Here is a 17,930-nt window from a genome sequence, read left to right as displayed (position 1 = left end):
GCTCCCGTCATCTGCCCGCGAACACGTTCCGCAGGTCCTTGTCGAGCTGCTCGGCGGCCTCCGCGGTGTCGGGCCTCGTCCGGCCGAGCAGCGCGTGCACATGGGTCTGCAGCACCTGCGTGAACGCGCCGTAGTACGGGGTGCGCGGCCGCTGCACCGCCTCGGTCAGCGCCTCGCCGAGGATCCGGATGTACGCGGCACGCGCCTCCGGCGTCTGCCTCTCCGGCGCACCCTCCCCGGTGGCCGCCGCCCTGGGCACGTCACCGGCCGGCCGGAGCGCGGCGGCGACGCGGGGCCAGCAGGGCTTCGCGGTGCTCTCGTACACGGAGGCCCGGGTCGCCGCGAAACCCGCGTCGAGCAGGCAGCGCTCACTCTCCCGTGAGGTCAGGAAGGTGATGAGCGCGCGGGCGTTGGCGGCGCGGGGCGAGTCGGCGGTGACGGAGGTGACGGCGAGGTTCTGTCCGCCGAGCACGGCCTTCCCCGGCAGCCGGTTCACCGCGTACTGCTCCGCGCGGCCCATCAGACCCGCCAGCGCCCCGTACGCGTACGGCCAGTGCCGCAGGAAGACGGCGCGGCCCTCGGCGAAGTCGGTGAGGGACTCCGTCTCGTGGGAGCTGGTCGCGGCGGGCTGGACCTGGCCCTGGCCGACGCGGTCGAGGAGCTTGTCGAGCCCGTCCTTCAGCTTCCCCGCGCTGGAGCGGTACTTCCCCTCGCTGTCGGTCAGCTCCACGCCGGCGTCGGCGAACGCCTCGACGGTGTTGACGGTCAGCCCCTCGTACGGCGCCAGTTGTGTGGTCCAGCCCGCCCTCTCGTCGGCGCTCACCGGGTTCAGCCCGAGGGTCTTGACGGAGGAGTAGAGCTGGTCCCACGTCCAGTCGTCGTGGGGCTGCTTGTCCACCGTGATGTCCGCTGCGGTCAGCAGGTCGGGCCGGTAGTAGAGGAGCCCCACGTCGGTGTTGAAAGGCCGGGCGTAGGAGCGGCCCTTCCAGACGGTCGTGGCGTGGACCCGGCGGATGAAGTCACGCTCGTCCTCGGCGGCGACGCCGGTCTCCGCCACGGGCAGGGGGCTGATGAGTCCGGCCTCGGCGAATTCGGGGATCCAGGTGATGTCGAGGTTCACCACGTCGTAGCGCGCACTGCCGGACTGAAGGGCGCCGAGGAGCTGGCTGCGCTGCTGGTCGGCGGCGCCGGGCAGCTCGACGAGCTTGGCCTGCTCGGCCTTTGACCCCGCGTGCCGGCGGTTCCACTCCTCTATGAGCTGCTGCCGCACACTGCCGGAGCCGGTCACGTCGAGCCCGCTGGCGACGATGATCGGCCCCTCCGCCGCCTGCCCGCCCTGGCCGGACGGCACCGTGCCCCCGGGCCCTCCCGTACAGGCGGCGGAGAGGAACACGAGCAGGCCGACGGCGACGGCGGCCCTGGCCCGGCGGCGGCCCGTGTGACGGTGTCCGTAGGTCATTCCGCGTCCCCCGTACCGGCTTTGGCGACCTCCGCCGCCAGTTCGACGGCGATGTCGGCGGCCGGGTCCAGACACCGCCCGCCGCTCGCTGCGGCGAGGCGGTCCCCGAGCCGGCCGTCCGCGCAGGCGCCGCTCTGCAGCGACACCGTCACGATCCGCACGAGCGGCGTCCCCGCCGCCTTCGCGACCAGTTCCTTCCGCTCGTCCTCCTCGACGGCCTCGAGGTCCTCGCCGTCGGTGACCAGGACGAGGAGCCTCGGCTGCTCCGCGTCGGTGGTGCCGTTGCGCAGGGTGTCGAGCGCATCGCTCAGGCCGTCCGCGATGCGGGCGTCGAAAGCGGCGGTCCTCGCACCGGTGACCGCCTTCTGCGCACCGTCACCGTCCCCGGTCCGCAGCCCGAACGGCACGTGGTCCGTGGCGGGCTTCCCTTCCTCCACGGCCGCCAGCCAGACCCCGTACGCGTCCTTGGCGCCCAGGGAGCTCATCGAGCGGGCCACGAGTTCCTTGGCGCCGCCGGTGCCGTCCCAGACCCGCTTGTCCGCCGTCGAGGTCGAGTTGTCGAGGAGGTAGAGCACCCGGCCGGGCCCGAGCGCCCCTCGGTAGCGGTTGAGGGCGTCGTTCAGCGACGCGGACACGTCGGTGCTCGGGCCGGTCGCCGGGATCTGTTCGCGTACGGCCGTCGCGTTGTCCTCGGACCGCAGCACCGAGCCGGCTCCGGGCGGCGCCGGGCCGCTCTCCCCGGCGCCCCGGAAACCGTCGTCGGTGAAGGCCTTCTGCGCGTCCGGGTCCGTGGCCAGCCAGTCGTGGAACTCCTCGACGGCCGCCTTGCGCTCGTCGGCGTCACGGTCGGCCCCGGCCCAGGTGACCCGCACGAAGGGCAGGTCCAGCATCGGCACGTCGGAGGGGTAGTGGGCCACCCGGTGGGCCAGTGCTTCCGTCGTGCAGTCGGGTCGGCCGGCCTTGCCCGCCGACAGGTTGAACTGCGCCAGGGTCTGCTCCGGCACGAGGACGGCGGCCTTGTCCTCCAGGCCGTTGTTCGAGGACCTGGCCAGCGCGCACATCAGCTCCCTGGCGGTGGAGGGCATGCGCGGCAGGGCCTGCGCCATGCGTGTCTCCACCGTGGACACGTACCCGGCGCGCGAGGCGGTGTAGAGCGCGTCGGTGGCCAGCAGGGCGCCCTCGGTCCCCTCGGGGTCGGGGCGCAGGATCTCGGCCGGCTGTGCCTCCTGGAGCGCGGAGACGATCCTGTTCAGCGGATCGTCGGTCTGCAGGGACTGCGCCAGCCGCATGGTGTCCGGTACGCCGAGGACCATCGGTGTGTAGGCGACCGGACCGAGCCGGTCGAGGTCCACGACGCTCTTGGCCACGTCCGCGGCGGGCTCGCCCGTCCCGGTCGCGGCCGCGGTGGTGCCGCTCGCGCCCCCGGCCGTCGCACGCTGCCACGCACTGCCGGCCGCCGGGATCCAGATGTCCGGCTGGGCACCGACGTCCCGCTGGGGCCGCAGGCAGTCGCCGGAGGGCGGGCAGGCTGCGGGCGGCGCCTGCCAGAGCGAGGAGGACCTGAAGGCCTCCACGGCGTCGGTGGCCTTGGCGTCGTACACGGTGATGCCGACGGTCCGGCAGCCGGCGTCGTCCCGCTCCAGGTAGGCGTCGGCGGCCTTCTTCACGGTGGGCCGCAGATCGGGGTCCGTGAGTACGCGCAGCTCCAGGGGCGAGCCGCAGTCGTCGCCCTGGGTGGGCCCCAGGAGGAACCACGCCCCGGCCCCGGCGAGAGCGACGACACCCGCCAGGACGACCGCGGTCGTGCGTGTCATGCGACCGACCAGGGCAGACAGCGCGCGTCGCACGGAGGCAGCCCTCCGCTTCCTTCCCGTCGCGGCCACGGCCTGCGGGGCGTCCGCCGGAGGCGGTGGACCCGAGGAGGGCGACGGAGCCGGGGAGGTGGAAGGCGGCCCGGCCGGGGAGGGCGGGAGCGGTGGGGCCGGGGCGGGCGCGGGCTGCGAAGGCTCCGGGAGCGCCGCGAGTGCGAGGACCACGTCGTCGCCGTGCCGCCGCTCGTCCGGGATCCACGGGTGCCCGTCGACGGCCTTGAGCGGCGCCATCGCCCGGCGTATCCCGGTGACGATCCGGGTGAAGGTGACGGGCTCCCCCTCGCCCGTGGTCAGCAGCCGGTGGAGCGCCGCCGTGAACTCCGTGCCGGTGCCGGGATCGCCGGGCGGGATCTCCACCCCCGGCTCCGCGGCGGTGAGCAGGGCGAAGTTCTGCCCTGCGGCCGGGCTGAAGGCCGCGAGCGCGTTGCCCGCGAAACAGCAGTCGAGGATCACGACGACCCAGTCGGCCCGGGAGTTACGCAGCTCGGGCATGACGTCGTCACGCCAGGAGAGGGTGTCGACGAAGGGGTGGTGCCTGTCCCTGGTCACCCGGGAGTCGGTGAACATCAGGTTGAGGTCGCTGCCGTCGGGGCGCACGATGCCGTGCCCGGCGAAGTAGACGACCAGCAGTCCGTCCACCCCGTCCCGTGCCGAGCTCAGCGCGGCACGCACCCGCAGCGGGGAGACGGTGGCCGACGGACCGCCCTGGCCGGGGACGACGACGAGGTCCTCCGGGCGCATCACCCCCGTGGTGCCGTCGGTCAGGGCCTCGCGCATGAGGCGGAGATTCGTGGCGACGGCCGGAAGGTCGTTCCGGGTGCCCGTGTAGTGCTCCACCCCGATGAGCACGGCTCTGTTCCGCTTGGCCCCGTTCTCCTCGCCGCGCGCGTTGTACGGCGGCACCGCTGCTAGACCTCTCCGGACTCGTCGCCGCCCGTTCGGTTGTCCCCGCCGGACTCGGGCCCCGCGTCAGGGCCGCCGTCCCGGCCGGCGCCGGGTGCGGTGTCACGGTCGGTGTCGCGCCTCAGGTCGGAGCCCGGGCCTTCGGGCGGTCCCTCGAGCGTGACGCGGGGTGTCTCCTCGGGGTCGGCGAACCGGCGCCGGTTGCGCAGCCAGGTCTCCACGGACCGCCAGGCGTTGTCGGCCACGGAGCGCGCCAGCTCGACGGAGACGACCAGGATGATGTCCTGGATCAGCTCTCCGCCCATCGCGTCGACCTGTACGGCCGAGTCCTTGTGCTCCAGGGCGAGTTCGTTGCGTTCCAGCGCGTCCTCGAGGACCGGCGCCTTCTTCAGCCAGGCGCGCAGGGCCTTGAGGTCGTCGCGCCGCGTGTGCGTCCCGACGAGGCTGATGCGTAACTCGATCTTCTCCCGCCCCTGATCCTGCCCGCCCGTGCCCGCCCCGTCCGTCATGCCTGCCCCCATCGGCCCCGTCGACCCCGTCATCCTCGCCCCGCGAGGGACGGGCCACTGAACACGAAAGTATTTCACGGGTGTTGACACAGGGCACCCCTTTGTCCCGCTTCAACTGACGGCCGTTGCGCGGAAGGCCGTTGCGCTGAAAACAGTTGCGCGCACACCGATCACTTCCGCGCCTGCCGGCAGTCATGAGCACTGAGAGACTCGCGAGCACCTCGTGGTGCTCACCACGACCGACTCACCGATGGGACACGCGACATGACCGAAGCAGTGAAGGGCCCGGCGAGCTACTTCCCCTCGATCGAGCAGAAGTACGGCCGCCCGGTCGCGGAGTGGAAGGACCTCATACGGTCCTCGCCCCTGACCAGACACATGGAACTCGTCTCCTGGCTCAGGACCGAGCACGGCCTGGGGCACGGCCACGCCAACGCCCTGGTCGCCCACACACTCGCGGAGGGGAAGTAGGGCCGGGCGGGGCCGGCTTCAGGTCCCTTCCCCGGGGAGCGCCTGCTCCGACCAGACGGTCTTGCCCTCGGCGGCGTACCGGGTGCCCCACAGCGAGGCGAGCTGGGAGATGATGAAGAGCCCCCGCCCTCCCTCGTCGACCGCTCCGGCGTACTTCATGTACGGGGCGGTGGTGCTGCCGTCCCGGATCTCGCAGGTCAGACCACGGTCGAGGATGAGGCGCAGCTCCACCGGAGGGCGTCCGTAGCGCACGGCGTTGGTCACCAGCTCGCTGACGATCAGCTCGGTCGCGTCGCCCGTGTCGCCCTCCAGGTGCCAGTCGGCCAGCCTCTTGGACGTGAGGCGGCGCGCGGTCGCCGGGGCCGTCTTGTCGTAGGGGAGCTCCCAGGCGGCGTACCGGTCCGCGGGCATGGCGTGGGTACGGGCCAGCAGCAGGGCCGACCCGTGGAGGTCCGGGCTGTCCGGCAGGGCGTAGGCGACCGCGTCGCACAGGTCCCCCATCGGCCGGTCCGTGGGCATGAGCGCCTGGCGCAGCGCACCCGAGGTGGGCTGGGCGTGGCCCCGCAGCGCGTTGCTGTGGAGCGCGAGCAGGCTGCCCTCGCGCAGTCGGAAGGAGACCGCGGCGACGGGGCTCCGGTCCGAGGTCCCCAGCGCCGGCCCCACGGGCAGGCCGACCACGAAGGCCGCGCCGTCCGGTTCGACGACGAGGGGGGCGGGGTGGCCCGCGGAGGCCACGGTGCACATCTCGGTGAACGGGTCGTACACGGCGTACGCGCAGGTCGCGCCCAGCGGCTCCTCGTGCAGCGGGTCGCTCTGCGGCAGCTGGGCGCGTTCCACCGCCAGCCGCGCCGCCGTGTCGTACAGACGCGCGAGCAGCTCGTCGGGCTCCAGGTCCAGCGCGGCGAGGGTGTGGACGACGGTGCGCAGCTGCCCCATGGTGGTGGCCGCGTGGATGCCGCGCTCGGCCACTTCCCCGATGACGAGGGCCGTACGGGCCCCGGACAGGGCGATCGTGTCGAACCAGTTGCCGGCGACCCCGCCGGGCAGCAGCAGGTGGTCCGTCTCCACGGCGGGCTGCGGCACGGGGCGTTGCGGCAGCAGCCGGCGCTGGAGGGCGCTGGCGATCGTGTACTCGTGCACGTACCGGCGGGCGTTGTCGATGTTGAGAGCTGCCCGGGACGCCATCGCCGCCACCACCGGGACGTCCTCCTCGGTGAACGGCTCGGAGTCACCGCACCGGTAGAGGCTCACCAGCCCGAGGACCGCCCCGCGCAGGGTCAGCGGCGCCAGCAGCAGCGTGTGCGCCCCGATCTTCCGGATGGAACCGACGCGCGCGGCGTCGGCGTCGGCCCAGGGGGCGTCCGCCAGCGGAAGAACACGGATACGCAGGTCGGTCAGGGCCCTCTGGTAGGGGGTTCCGGGCAGCACGGACCGGACGTCCCCGACCGGGTGCGCGGCCTGGCCGGTACCCCCGTACGCGGCACGGCGCAGCGGTACGTCCAGGGCGAGCGGCCCGGGCTCGGGTGTCTCGCCGCGCAGGACCGAGTCGACGACCTCGACGACGCCGACGTCCGCGTAACCGGGAACCAGCGCCTCCACGAGGTCACGGCAGGTGGCGTCGACGTCCAGCGTCCCGCCCACGCTGTCGCGGACCGCGTCGAGCGCCGCCTCCCTGCCCCGGCGCCTGACCTGCTCGCTGATGTCGACGACGGAGACGGCGGCCCCCAGGACGGTGCCGTCGTCGCTCTGCCGCGCACCGCGCCCCTCCTGGAGCCGGAACGCCGTCAGTGCGAAGGTCCGCCGTCCGCCGGGCAGGTCGCCGCGGCGGGCGCGGAACGGCCGGTCGACGCCGGGAACACCGGTGCGCAGCACCTCCCGTACGAAGGCCTCCACCCGCTCCGGTTCCTCGAAGGCGCACACCTCGCGGAACGGCCGTCCGCGCAACCGCTCGCTCTCGTCCGCGTCGGAGGCGGCGGAGGGGTCACTGATCCGCAGGAGGCGTAGCTCCGGATCGAGTACGTGCATGCGTACGCGTGCCTGCGTGAACATCACGTCCAGCAACGCCGTACCGACGAGGTCGCCGCCCTGGCCCGGCCCGGCGCTCCCGTCGGACGCGGACGCCCAGAAGGCCCAGCCCGCTCCCGCCAGCGGCTCCATCCGCAGCCCGGCGGGCCCGTCGCCGCCTCCGCCCGCGCGCGTGGTGTCGAGCGCCAGTACGTCCATCACCCGAAGGCCGAGCGCGTCGGCGGTGGCCGGACCGAAGCGCCGCTCGGCGGCCCGGCTCCACCCGGTGACCACTCCGGCGCCGTCCACGACCATCAGGGGCGCGTCAGCCATCAGCCCAGCTCCTTCGCCCCCTCACGGGACCCGGTACCGAGCCTCCGCACACGTGGACACGTACGCAATCAGCATCGGTCCCCGGCCCGCCGCCCGCTACCGGAGCCGGTGCGGTTCTCGCGGAAGGCCACGCGACGACGCCGCGCCGGACGGCGGAGGAGATGGTCACGGAGGCCGGGCGGAGTTCCCCTCCTTCGCGGAGGACGTCTACGCGCTGTGCGGGTGACCTGCGGGCGGTCAGCGCTTGTCAGCAGGCCGACGCCGTCTGGCGGCTGTCGTCCGGGGACGACGGTGCGGAGGACGCCCGCTCGGACAGGCCGCGCAGGAAGCCGATGGAGAAGACACCCGCACCGGCCATGACCGCGGCCGCGCCGACCGCCGCGACGCCCAGCCCGTGGGTGAAGGCGTCGCGCGCGGCGGTCAGGACGGCGTCCGCCGTCGCGGCCGGCAGCTCCCCCGCGACCGCTGCCGCGCCGCCCAGGGTCTCGCGTACGGCGTCGGCGTGCGGCAGCCCCGCGGGCAGGGCGTCGGCCATGTCCCGGCTGTAGACCGCGGCACCGACGGAGCCGAGGACCGCCATGCCCAGGGCCCCGCCCAGTTCCTGCCCCGACTCCAGCACGGCCGCCGCCGATCCGGCACCCTCCGGAGGGGCCGCGCCCAGGGCGAGTTCGTTGGCGAGGGTCATGGCGGCGACCAGCCCGCCCGCATAGACGGCCGCGCCGACGAGTGCGAACCACAGGGGCGAGTCCGCACGCAGCTGTGTCATCCAGAGGAATCCGCACGCGGCGACGAGGAAGCCGCCCCCCATGACGTGAGCACGGTCGATCCGCTGGGCGAGCGCGGCACCGGTGGGTGCCATGAGGGCCACTCCGGCGGCCGGCACCAGGCTCCACAGCGCGGCGGTGAGGGGGCTCTGGCCGAGCACGGACTGCAGGTACTGGGTGAAGAAGACGGCCATCCCCACCGTGGCGAACATCGCGAGCAGATTGGCGAGCACCGGGCCACCGAAGGCACGCCGCCCGATCAGGGCGAGGTCGATCATCGGGTGGGCAAGGCGCCTCTCGCGGCGTACGAAGACGGCACCGAGCGCCAGCCCCACGGCGACGCAGATCGCGGGCAGCGGTTCGTAGCCGTGCCGGGCCCACTCCTTGATGCCGTAGATGACCGCGAGCAGGGCGCCGAGCGAGAGCACGGCACCGGACAGGTCGAAGCGGCCCCGGGCGGTGGTCGCGGTCTCCGGGACCAGGAAGGGCACCAGCACGAGCAGCAGCACCATGGCGGGCAGGTTGATGAGGAACACGGAGCCCCACCAGAAGTGTTCGAGCAGCAGCCCGCTGACGACCGGCCCCAGCGAGATACCGGTCGTCATGACGCCCGTCCAGATGGTCACCGCCTTCCCGCGCTGCTTCGCGTCGTGGAAGAGGCTGCGGATCAGGGCAAGGGTCGAGGGCATGAGGGCGGCGCCCCCGAGCCCGAGCAACGCACGTACGGCGATGAGCACTTCGGCGGAGTGCGCGTACGCGGCCGCCACCGAGGCCGCGCCGAAGACGACGGCTCCCGCGAGGACCAGCCTGCGCCGCCCGATCCTGTCACCGAGCGAACCCATCACGATGAGCAGGCCGGCGAGCACGAAGCCGTACATGTCCAGGATCCACAACTGCTGTGTGGCGCTGGGCTCCAGGTCCTGGCTGACGAACGGGATCGCGAAGTAGAGGACGGACACGTCCATCGAGACGAGGAGCAGGGGCAGCATCAGGACGGCAAGGGCGGTCCATTCCTTGCGGCCCGCGCGGGGGCCGGGTGTGTTCTCCATGCGTGTGTTCTCCATGCGTCGTACCGAAGCCGGATCCCCACGTACACCGCAAACAGCTGCCTAGTGCACCAGGCAGAAGGCCCAGCTGAGCAGGGCACGACGCGTCCAGGTGCACTAGTACGCTGGCATCATGACCACCGAACCGCCCTACCTCCGCATCGCCGGGGAGATCCGCCGCCGTATCGCCACGGGTGAGCTCGGTCCCGGCGATCCGGTCCCCTCCACCCGCCGGATCACGCAGGAGTGGGGCGTGGCGATGGCCACCGCGACGAAGGCCCTCGGCGCACTGCGCCAGGAGGGTCTGGTGCGGGCGGTTCCCGGCATCGGCACGGTGGTCGCGGAGAGCGGCGGCCGGGAACGCGCCACACCGCCCGGCCGGCAGCTCAGCCGCGAACGCATCATCCGTGCGGCGATCGAGCTCGTGGACACGGAGGGCCTCGCAGCGCTCTCGATGCGGCGCGTCGCGACGGAGTTCGGCACCTCCACGATGGCGCTGTACCGCCACGTCCCGAGCAAGGGCGAGCTGGTCCGCCTGATGGCGGAAGCGGTGTTCGGCAGCGGCCCCGCCGGCCCACGGCCGACGGGCTGGCGCCCACTGCTGGAGCGGGAGGCACGCTGGCTGTGGAAGCAGTACGAACAACACCCCTGGCTGGCCCGGGCCATGGCCCACCTGACCCGCCCGATGGTCTCCCCGAACGCGATGCTCTACGCCGAGCGCGTCCTGAGCGCCCTGACCGGCCTGGGCCTCACCCCGGAGCAGATGCTGCACATCCACCTCACGGTGCTCGGCTACGCCCAGGGCCTCGCGATGGCCGTCGAGCTGGAATCCCAGGCACGGCAGGACAGCGGCATGGCGGCGGACGAGTGGATGACCTCCATGGAGCCACGCATGGACGCGCTCCAGACACCCACGGCCTACCCGGTGCTGTCCACACTCTTCGGTTCGGACAGCTTCGACCTGGAACTGGGCACCCTCTTCGAGTTCGGGCTGGGGCGGGTGCTGGACGGGGTGGAGGTGCTGGTGGAGGGGGTCCGGAGGGAGGCGGGCGCGGAGTGAGGGCTTGATGCGCCGTCTCACATCAGCCGTTGGCCGAATTCGCCGAGCATTCCCCTATGTCTCACCTTTGCAATACGATCACATTCAACAATTAGCTCCGGGCCGTTCCCCCCACGCAGGCCCCGTTCCGTCTGTGCGAGGAAGCCCATGCCGCCCTATCAGCCGTCCTCGGACTGGCAGTACGAGATCCCGACGGCCGGCAGCAAGAAGCTGCCGCCCGCCGCCCGCTACGTCGAGTCGCTGACACACCAGGGGTACGGCTTCGAGGCGGCGATTGCCGACCTCGTCGACAACTCCATCGACGCGGGTGCGCGCAACGTCGTCATCAGCTTCCTGCGGGACGAGGACCGCCTGGTCAGTCTCCTGGTCGTCGACGACGGGCGGGGCATGAACGACGACACCCTCGACACCGCGATGACGGTGGGCGGCCGGCAGGAGTACGAGGAAAACGCGCTAGGCCACTTCGGCGCGGGCCTCAAGGCCGCGTCCCTCTCGCACGCCGACTCGCTCACGGTGATCAGCCGCACCAAGCGCAGCCCGTCCACCGGCCGCCGGTGGCTGACGGCCCGCGCCCAGGCCGACTTCACCTGCGACATCGTGGACCCCGGCTACTGCCAGGACCTCGTGGACCGCTACGACGGCCTGATCGAGTGGCACGGCACCATCGTCCGCTGGGACAAGGTCCGGGCGTTCGACACGGTGACCGCCGGGCAGGCCGACCGCTACCTGAACGACGCGATCGAGAAGCTGGAGACCCACCTCGGGCTCCATCTGCACCGCTTCCTGGCTGACGGCGCCTTCAACATCGACATCGTGGTCGAGGACGTGACGACCAAGGAGGAACTGGACCACCGAGGCGTCGAGCCGATCGATCCGTTCGGCTACCGTGTCCCCGGCCGGGCCGGGTACCCGCGTACGTACACCGCCCCCGTCGAGGGCGTCGGTGATGTGGCGTTGACCGCGCACATCTGGCAGCCGAAGTCCCCGTTGGTCAGCTTCCGCGGGATCGGACCGCTCGCCGAGCGGCAGGGCTTCTACATCTACCGCAACAACAGGCTGGTGCAAGCCGGTGGCTGGAACAGCACCCGCAGCGCCGAGGGGCACCTCGCACTGGCCCGTATCGCGATCGACCTGCCGTCCGAGGCCAACGACGTCTTCAGCCTCACGGTCAAGAAGGACGGCGTGACGGTCACCCCGGCCTTCGCCCGGGGGCTCGAACAGGCCACGGACGCGGCGGGGCACACCTTCGGCGAGTACGTCCAGGAGGCACAGACGACGTACCGGGAAGCTGCCAAGCGGGTCACCGAGGTGACGCGCGACGCGGTCATCCCTGCCGGGAAAGGGCTCGACCCGAAACTGCGGCGGACCCTACGGGACGAACTGCCGGAGCTGGAGGGGGAGGAACCGATCACCTTCCGCTGGGCGTCCCTGGCACCGGACCTGTTCTTCGAACTCGACCGCGATGTGCGTGAGATCAGGCTCAACAAGCTGTACAGGACGGCCTTCAACGGCGGGCGCAGGGGCGGGCTCAACGATGCCCCGGTCGTGAAGAGCATGCTCTATCTGATGGTGGAGGAGATCTTCCAGAAGTCCCGGGTCCGGGCCACGCGCGCCGACAAGATCGCCCTGTGGAACAGCGTCCTGGTGACAGCGGCACGCTGCGAAATGACCCGCTGATCCCTGCCGCGTCCCACTCGTGCCACGCCTTCGAGAAAGCCGTCTCGCCATGACCGACCACCTGTTCAACCTGCACGGCGACGTCCTGGCGGCCATGCGCCGGGGACCGAAACCATTCGCGAAGCTTGCCTTCGTGCTCTCGGAGGCGGCGGAACCGGCCGACATCGACCTCGGCCACTTCAGGGAGCGGATCATCGCGGCCGGCCCAGGGGACGAGCTCATCGCACTGTGGCACCGCACGCTGACCGCCTGGGACCTGGCGGAGCAGTCGGACTGGTCCGATGCCCCGCCCCGGACGGACGCCCGGCGAACCGACACCTACGACCGCCTCGGCTTCGGTGCGGACCTGCGCAAAGCCCTGGACGAAGCTGTGCCGGTGTTCAAGGAGCCCGGGGCCACCGTCATCAGCAAGGAGTTCACGTCCTGGTACTCCAGGGACACCGCGGCGGCACGCGCCTTCTACTGGAACTCCTACGAGCAGACACTGCGCCGCAAGGGCTGGTCGGACGCTGCCGTGTCGAGCCTGGACGAAGCCAGCCACGCCGTGGTCGAGCGTCTCTCCGACCCCACCCGCGCCGAGGCATACGGGGCCAGGGGCCTGGTCGTCGGCTATGTCCAGTCGGGAAAGACTGCCAACTTCACCGGTGTCACCGCGAAGGCCATCGACGCGGGCTACCGCCTGGTCATCATCCTCGGCGGCACCCTGAATCTTCTGCGGAGCCAGACCCAGCGCCGACTGGACATGGAGCTGATAGGGCGGGAGAACATCCTGAGGGGCGCCGACCCGGCTGACACGGACGCGCTCGTCGGTGTCGACTACCAGGACGACGAGGACTGGCCCGCGAAGTTCGTCAGCCACGGCGGCCGTCCGTCCACGCTCGGTGCCTTCGACATCGAGCGCCTCACGACGCGCGACGACGACTACAAGAGCTTGCTGAACGGCATCCGCACGCTCGAATTCGAGAAGCAGGCCCGCACGCAGCCGCTGTACGATCCGGCCAACCTGCACCACGCCGCCGCACGCGTGATGGTCGTGAAGAAGAACGCGGACGTGTTGGAGAAGCTGCTCAGGGACCTCAAGAAGATCGGTCCGATCCTCTCTGAGATCCCGGCGCTGATCATCGACGACGAGTCGGACCAGGCGTCGGTGAATACGACGGATCCGAAGAAGTGGGAGAACGGCAAGGTCGCCCGCAAAGCGATCAACGGCCAGATCACGCAGCTTCTCAGCCTGCTTCCGCGCGCCCAGTACGTCGGCTACACGGCAACGCCCTTCGCCAACGTCTTCGTCGACCCGGGCGACGAGGAGGACATCTTCCCCCGCGACTTCCTGATCTCGCTGCCCCGGCCGGCCGGCTACATGGGCGTGCAGGACTTCCACGACCTCGAAGGCGAAGGCGCGGCCGAGGAAACGCACGTACGCGGTATCTACGACGACACCGGGGACCGGCTCCAGGAGGCTATGGACGCCTTCGTCCTCACTGGTGCGCTGAAGCTGTACCGGGCTGCTCGGGGCGTGCCCGAAGAGCCGTTCCGCCACCACACGATGCTCGTCCACGAATCCGTGCAACAGCGGGAGCACGCGTCCCTCGCTCTGCGGATCAACTCGATGTGGCACCGGTCTGCATACACGGGCCAGGAAGGTCACGCACGCCTCGCCACCCTGCTGACCACAGATTTCCAGTGCTTCGTGGACGACGGCCTGCCGACCCCCACGTCGTACGACGATCTGAAGCCGTACGTCTCCCGCGCCCGCCAGCTCATCAACTCGGGCGGCGAGCCCGTGATCATCGTCAACGGCGCCACCGAACGCGACTACGAACAAGCGGAGCTCGACTTCGACCGGACACCACACGTGTGGAAGATCCTGGTCGGCGGCACGAAGCTCTCCCGCGGCTTCACGATCGAAGGCCTCACGGTCACGTACTACCGCCGCACGACCCAGCAGGCCGACACCCTCATGCAGATGGGCCGCTGGTTCGGCTTCCGCCCCGGTTACCGCGACCTGGTGCGCCTCTACATCGGCCGCGAAGTACCGATGGGCAAGAAGAAGACCGTCGACCTCTATGAGGCCTTCGAGGCGATCTGCCGCGACGAGGAGACTTTCCGCTCCCAGCTCACCCGCTACGCCGCGCTGGTGGACGGCAAGCCGCAGGTCACGCCAGCGCAGATCCCGCCGCTGGTCTCGCAGCACCTGTCGTGGCTGAAGCCGGCGGCCCGCAACAAGATGTTCAACGCGGAGCTGGTGGAGATCCGGTCGCCAGGGCAGTGGGTGGAACCGACGGCGTACCCGACGAGCGCGGCGGACCTTCGGCACAACACGGAGGTCTGGCGGCCCGTCCTCGAAGGGCTGGCCCCCTCTCCGGTCACACTGAGGTGTCGCGCCCACGGCCGGGACGACAGCTACCAGGCAGTGCTCGGGACGCTCGACCACAGTGCACTCGTCGGGCTTCTGCGCGATCTGCGGTGGTCCACCCCCACCCAGTTCTCGCCCCACCTCGAGTCCCTCGTCCATGCAGGTAGCTCGATCGACGAATGGCTCGTCATCGTTCCGCAGCAGACCTCGAAGCGAAGCATCGAGGCGAGCATTCTCGCTTCACGTCCGCTCACATTGGCCGGCCGTACCCGACGACGGGGCGACTTCTTCGGCGCCATCAGTGAGCCCAAGCACCGTGGGGTCGCCTTGCGCGTGGCGGGCGCCCTGCAGGACTCCCAGGACCCCCTGGTCGAGTCGCTCGCGCGCCCCCGACGCGGTGTCCTGGTCCTCTACCCACTCGTCGAGGAGGAGCCTCGGCTCTCCTCCGACGGCGCGGTGGATCCCGGGAAAGTGGTCATGGCTTTCTCTCTGGTCGCCCCGACCTCCCCGGACGGCGAGCGGAGGAGTCTGGTGCGCTTCCGTGCCATCGATTCGAGCAGGAGCAATTTCGCCGTCATCGATCGTGAAGAGGACTCAGCGTAGGAAACTGGGCAGTGATGAGCACCGCCAAACCGTCCTCCCCTGGCGTCTCGGCCCGGATGAGCCGCCAGGCACGCCGCGACACCGCCCCCGAGGTGGCGGTCCGGAAGCTGCTGCACGCGACCGGCTACCGCTACCGCCTCAACGAGCGCGTACCGGGTATGTCCAGGCGCACCATCGACATCGCATTCACGCGGGTCAAGGTAGCCGTGATGATCGACGGGTGCTTCTGGCACGGCTGCCCCGAGCACGCTACGCAGCCGAGCGCCAACTCCGAGTGGTGGCGTCAGAAGCTCGATCGCAACATGGCGCGGGACATCGAGACGACCGAGCATCTCACCGGGGCGGGGTGGACTGTGCTGCGATTCTGGGAGCACGAGTCGCCCCGGGACGTAGTCGAACGCATCACAACCACCGTCAATTGCAGGAGGAAGCAGTGATGTAGAGATCGCGCCAACCACCGGGCACTTCACGCAGAGCCAGGGTGTTTGTCAGACCCTCCCACTAGTCTCTCCCGCAGGGCGACTACGCGGGGGAGACAACGGCATGCTGAGCGGAGACACTCTGACGTCGGTGGAGATATGCGCCGGGGCAGGGGGGCAGGCGATCGGATTGGAACAGGCAGGTTTCCGACACCTGGGCCTCGTGGAATACAACAGCGATGCCTGCCGCACTTTGCGTCACAACAGGCCGGAGTGGAACGTCATTGAAAAGGATGTTCGCGAATTCGACCCGGTCCGAGAACTTGCATCACCCCACGTCGACCTACTCGCTGGCGGGATTCCCTGCACGCCATACTCCGTGGCCGGCAAACAATTGGGCGCCGACGACCACAGAGATCTGCTCCCCGAAGTCATCAGACTCACCGCAGCCCTGCACCCAAAAGCCGTTATGCTCGAGAACGTTTCATCTCTGGTGAAAGGCGCCAGATTCACTTACACCCGAAAAGCTCTTGTGGACAAATTCGCCGAACTGGGCTACAAGGTCCAGATGGAGATCTTGGATGCACAACATTTCGGGGTCGCCCAGCGAAGGAAGCGCGCGCTGGTAGTCGCCACACGTAACGATGTCGTCCAGAAGTTCCAGTGGCCCATCCGTCTGTGGGAACTACCTCCGACCGTGGGCGAGACCCTGGAGACATCCATGGCTTCGAATGGCTGGCCAGGTGCGTCGGAGTGGGCTCGCCTCGCCAACGGCATAGCCCCCACACTTGTGGGCGGTTCGACGAACCATGGTGGAGGTGATCTTGGCCCTGACCGCGCCAAGCAGGCGTGGGCGAGGCTTGCAGTGAACGGCGACGCCCTCGAACTCGAACCTCCCGGCCCTGAGTTCCGCCTGCGCCACGGGGTCGGCCGAGGTGGGTGGAAGGGCTATCCGAAGCTCACGGCAGGGCAGGCGGCGATGCTCCAGGGCTTCCCCCAGGACTGGCACTTCACCGGCGGAAAAACCGCCAGGTACAGGCAGGTCGGCAACGCCTTCCCCCCTCCTGTGGCTCGTGCAGTGGCAGCGTCGATCATGAGCTCCTTGTCGGGCTCGCACGCCGACGAGCCGATGTGAAACCATACGGCCCAGGGCGGTGCCAGGCGTGCGATCGGTTCGAGCCAAACCTGGGAGCCACCGCCCGGCCAAGGTCTGTAGTCTGTCGGGCATGACCGCCAGCACCACAGCCGAGTTCAACGTCGTAGATCTCTTCGCCGGCTGCGGCGGTTTCACACAAGGATTCCACGAGTACGAGCCCACGCCCGGGAGCGGCTCCCCCTTCCGTTCCATAGCCGCAGTCGAGTTCGACAGAGCTGCAGCCTCCACGTATGCCGCCAACTTTGGTGAAGGCACCGCCAACGACGGCGATGTCTATCCGGGAGACATCAAGAGATGGGACCCTAACCCATACAAGGGTCGGGTCGACGTCATCCTGGGCGGGCCGCCGTGCCAGGGTTTTTCAGGGCTCGGCAAGGAAAACCCTCTGGATCCACGGAACAAGCTATGGCGCGAATACGTGAAGGTAGTCGCAGCGCTACAGCCGAAGATTTTCGTGATCGAGAATGTCGACCGGTTTTTCAGATCACCTGAATACAGGGCCCTACAAGGATCCAACGAACGAGGGTTGCTTCGCAATTACACCCTGACCGAGGGAATTCTCAATTCGGCCGACTTCGGCGTCCCCCAAGCGCGTAAGCGAGCAATCGTGATCGCCACACACAAGAGCCTACCTCCCCTGGGGCATCCGACACCCACTCACGAGAAGAAGAATCCGAAGAAAAATCCGGAACTATTCGACCCGTCCGGTCGAGCGGCCTGGGTCAGCGTGGAAAAGATCTTCGCAAACAGTGCATCGATTTCAACGACGTCACTTCCTGACCGAGAAGTGAAAATCCTCGGAGAAGCAATTTCCGGAACCTACCTGACACGCGATCTACATATCGGTCGACACCCTACACCCCTCTCGATGGCCAGATATGACGCCATCAGGCCGGGTGGAAACAGGAACGACCTGCGGGGAAAGTGGGTGGTGATAGATGGCGAGCGTACCCCGCTGTCGACCCCCAGTTGGGACGACCACAACAAAGGCTCCGGCGACGTGATGGGAAGACTTCGCCTCGAATCTCCATCAGTTACGATTCGAACTGAATTTTTCAAGCCCGAAAAGGGTCGCTACCTACACCCCACCGAGAACCGCCCGATCACGCACTACGAAGCCGCCACCATCCAAGGATTCCATGAGGAATTCAAGTGGTGCGGATCCAAGGTGCAAATTGCACGGCAGATTGGCAATGCGGTCCCGGTAGGCCTTTCGAAAGTACTCGCGGAGCACATTTACAAGCACTTGTCCGTTCATCGCTGACAGAACAGGTTCCACCACCCGCTTTCGGGAAGGAC

Annotated in this window: 12 protein-coding genes; 7 read left to right on the top strand and 5 right to left on the bottom strand. The window is 69.6% G+C overall.

Going from position 1 to position 17,930, the window contains the following annotated elements; genetic code table 11:
• Nucleotides 1-7 precede the first annotated feature (7 nt).
• Genes OO67_RS10070 through OO67_RS10060 form a run of 3 tightly spaced genes read right to left on the bottom strand, consistent with a single transcriptional unit; the run spans nucleotide 8 to nucleotide 4,742 of the window.
• Nucleotides 8-1,459, bottom strand: coding sequence for an extracellular solute-binding protein (locus OO67_RS10070; protein ID WP_033299046.1), 1,452 nt, complete (start codon nucleotides 1,457-1,459; stop codon nucleotides 8-10).
• On the bottom strand, nucleotides 1,456-4,233 hold the full coding sequence (locus OO67_RS10065) for a caspase family protein (RefSeq protein WP_033299045.1): 2,778 nt from the start codon (nucleotides 4,231-4,233) through the stop codon (nucleotides 1,456-1,458). Before OO67_RS10065 ends, OO67_RS10070 begins: the two co-directional genes overlap by 4 nt.
• Nucleotides 4,234-4,238: 5 nt before the next feature.
• The gene (locus tag OO67_RS10060) at nucleotides 4,239-4,742 is read right to left on the bottom strand and encodes a hypothetical protein (protein WP_244300113.1); all 504 of its coding nucleotides are present in this window, start codon (nucleotides 4,740-4,742) and stop codon (nucleotides 4,239-4,241) included.
• A 264-nt stretch (nucleotides 4,743-5,006) separates the two neighbouring features.
• On the opposite strand from OO67_RS10060, the gene OO67_RS10055 reads away from it, so the two are divergent.
• Entirely contained in the window at nucleotides 5,007-5,213 is a 207-nt protein-coding gene (locus tag OO67_RS10055; protein ID WP_033299043.1) for a DUF4287 domain-containing protein, read from the top strand.
• Nucleotides 5,214-5,231: 18 nt separating this feature from the next.
• Here OO67_RS10055 and OO67_RS10050 read toward each other — a convergent pair whose 3' ends face one another.
• Together OO67_RS10050 and OO67_RS10045 are read right to left on the bottom strand one after the other, a co-directional pair.
• Complete coding sequence (locus OO67_RS10050; protein ID WP_033299042.1) at nucleotides 5,232-7,550, bottom strand: ATP-binding SpoIIE family protein phosphatase; 2,319 nt, start codon at nucleotides 7,548-7,550, stop codon at nucleotides 5,232-5,234.
• A 247-nt stretch (nucleotides 7,551-7,797) separates the two neighbouring features.
• Nucleotides 7,798-9,363, bottom strand: coding sequence for an MFS transporter (locus tag OO67_RS10045; protein ID WP_033299041.1), 1,566 nt, complete (start codon nucleotides 9,361-9,363; stop codon nucleotides 7,798-7,800).
• Nucleotides 9,364-9,493: 130 nt separating this feature from the next.
• Between OO67_RS10045 and OO67_RS10040 the strand changes: the two genes are divergently transcribed.
• The 6 genes from OO67_RS10040 to OO67_RS36390 all read left to right on the top strand — a co-directional run bounded on the left by OO67_RS10040 (nucleotide 9,494) and on the right by OO67_RS36390 (nucleotide 17,895).
• Entirely contained in the window at nucleotides 9,494-10,420 is a 927-nt protein-coding gene (locus OO67_RS10040; protein ID WP_033299040.1) for a TetR/AcrR family transcriptional regulator C-terminal domain-containing protein, read from the top strand.
• 147 nt (nucleotides 10,421-10,567) lie between these two features.
• Nucleotides 10,568-12,097: an ATP-binding protein gene (locus tag OO67_RS10035; protein WP_033299039.1), complete on the top strand. Its 1,530-nt coding sequence runs from the start codon at nucleotides 10,568-10,570 to the stop codon at nucleotides 12,095-12,097.
• A 49-nt stretch (nucleotides 12,098-12,146) separates the two neighbouring features.
• Entirely contained in the window at nucleotides 12,147-15,056 is a 2,910-nt protein-coding gene (locus OO67_RS10030; RefSeq protein ID WP_033299038.1) for a Z1 domain-containing protein, read from the top strand.
• A gap of 14 nt (nucleotides 15,057-15,070) precedes the next feature.
• Nucleotides 15,071-15,493, top strand: coding sequence for a very short patch repair endonuclease (locus tag OO67_RS10025; RefSeq protein WP_208860997.1), 423 nt, complete (start codon nucleotides 15,071-15,073; stop codon nucleotides 15,491-15,493).
• Between the two features lie 106 nt (nucleotides 15,494-15,599).
• The gene (locus tag OO67_RS10020; RefSeq protein ID WP_033299036.1) at nucleotides 15,600-16,610 is read left to right on the top strand and encodes a DNA cytosine methyltransferase; all 1,011 of its coding nucleotides are present in this window, start codon (nucleotides 15,600-15,602) and stop codon (nucleotides 16,608-16,610) included.
• Between the two features lie 91 nt (nucleotides 16,611-16,701).
• Entirely contained in the window at nucleotides 16,702-17,895 is a 1,194-nt protein-coding gene (locus OO67_RS36390) for a DNA cytosine methyltransferase (RefSeq protein ID WP_078597805.1), read from the top strand.
• Nucleotides 17,896-17,930 lie beyond the last annotated feature (35 nt).

This window comes from Streptomyces atroolivaceus (assembly GCF_000717025.1).
GTDB classification, from domain to species: Bacteria; Actinomycetota; Actinomycetes; order Streptomycetales; family Streptomycetaceae; genus Streptomyces; species Streptomyces atroolivaceus.
The sequence above is the reverse complement of the archived record's forward strand: the minus strand, read 5'-3'. Positions and strand labels throughout refer to the sequence as shown.

What these genes read in the sequence shown, in the direction of transcription:
- OO67_RS10070 (WP_033299046.1), bottom strand. Translation starts at nt 1,459, where the DNA reads ATGACCTACGGACACCGTCACACGGGCCGCCGCCGGGCCAGGGCCGCC.
- OO67_RS10060 (WP_244300113.1), bottom strand. Translation starts at nt 4,742, where the DNA reads ATGACGGACGGGGCGGGCACGGGCGGGCAGGATCAGGGGCGGGAGAAG.
- OO67_RS10055 (WP_033299043.1), top strand. Translation starts at nt 5,007, where the DNA reads ATGACCGAAGCAGTGAAGGGCCCGGCGAGCTACTTCCCCTCGATCGAG.
- OO67_RS10050 (WP_033299042.1), bottom strand. Translation starts at nt 7,550, where the DNA reads ATGGCTGACGCGCCCCTGATGGTCGTGGACGGCGCCGGAGTGGTCACC.
- OO67_RS10045 (WP_033299041.1), bottom strand. Translation starts at nt 9,363, where the DNA reads ATGGAGAACACACCCGGCCCCCGCGCGGGCCGCAAGGAATGGACCGCC.
- OO67_RS10040 (WP_033299040.1), top strand. Translation starts at nt 9,494, where the DNA reads ATGACCACCGAACCGCCCTACCTCCGCATCGCCGGGGAGATCCGCCGC.
- OO67_RS10035 (WP_033299039.1), top strand. Translation starts at nt 10,568, where the DNA reads ATGCCGCCCTATCAGCCGTCCTCGGACTGGCAGTACGAGATCCCGACG.
- OO67_RS10030 (WP_033299038.1), top strand. Translation starts at nt 12,147, where the DNA reads ATGACCGACCACCTGTTCAACCTGCACGGCGACGTCCTGGCGGCCATG.
- OO67_RS10025 (WP_208860997.1), top strand. Translation starts at nt 15,071, where the DNA reads ATGAGCACCGCCAAACCGTCCTCCCCTGGCGTCTCGGCCCGGATGAGC.
- OO67_RS10020 (WP_033299036.1), top strand. Translation starts at nt 15,600, where the DNA reads ATGCTGAGCGGAGACACTCTGACGTCGGTGGAGATATGCGCCGGGGCA.
- OO67_RS36390 (WP_078597805.1), top strand. Translation starts at nt 16,702, where the DNA reads ATGACCGCCAGCACCACAGCCGAGTTCAACGTCGTAGATCTCTTCGCC.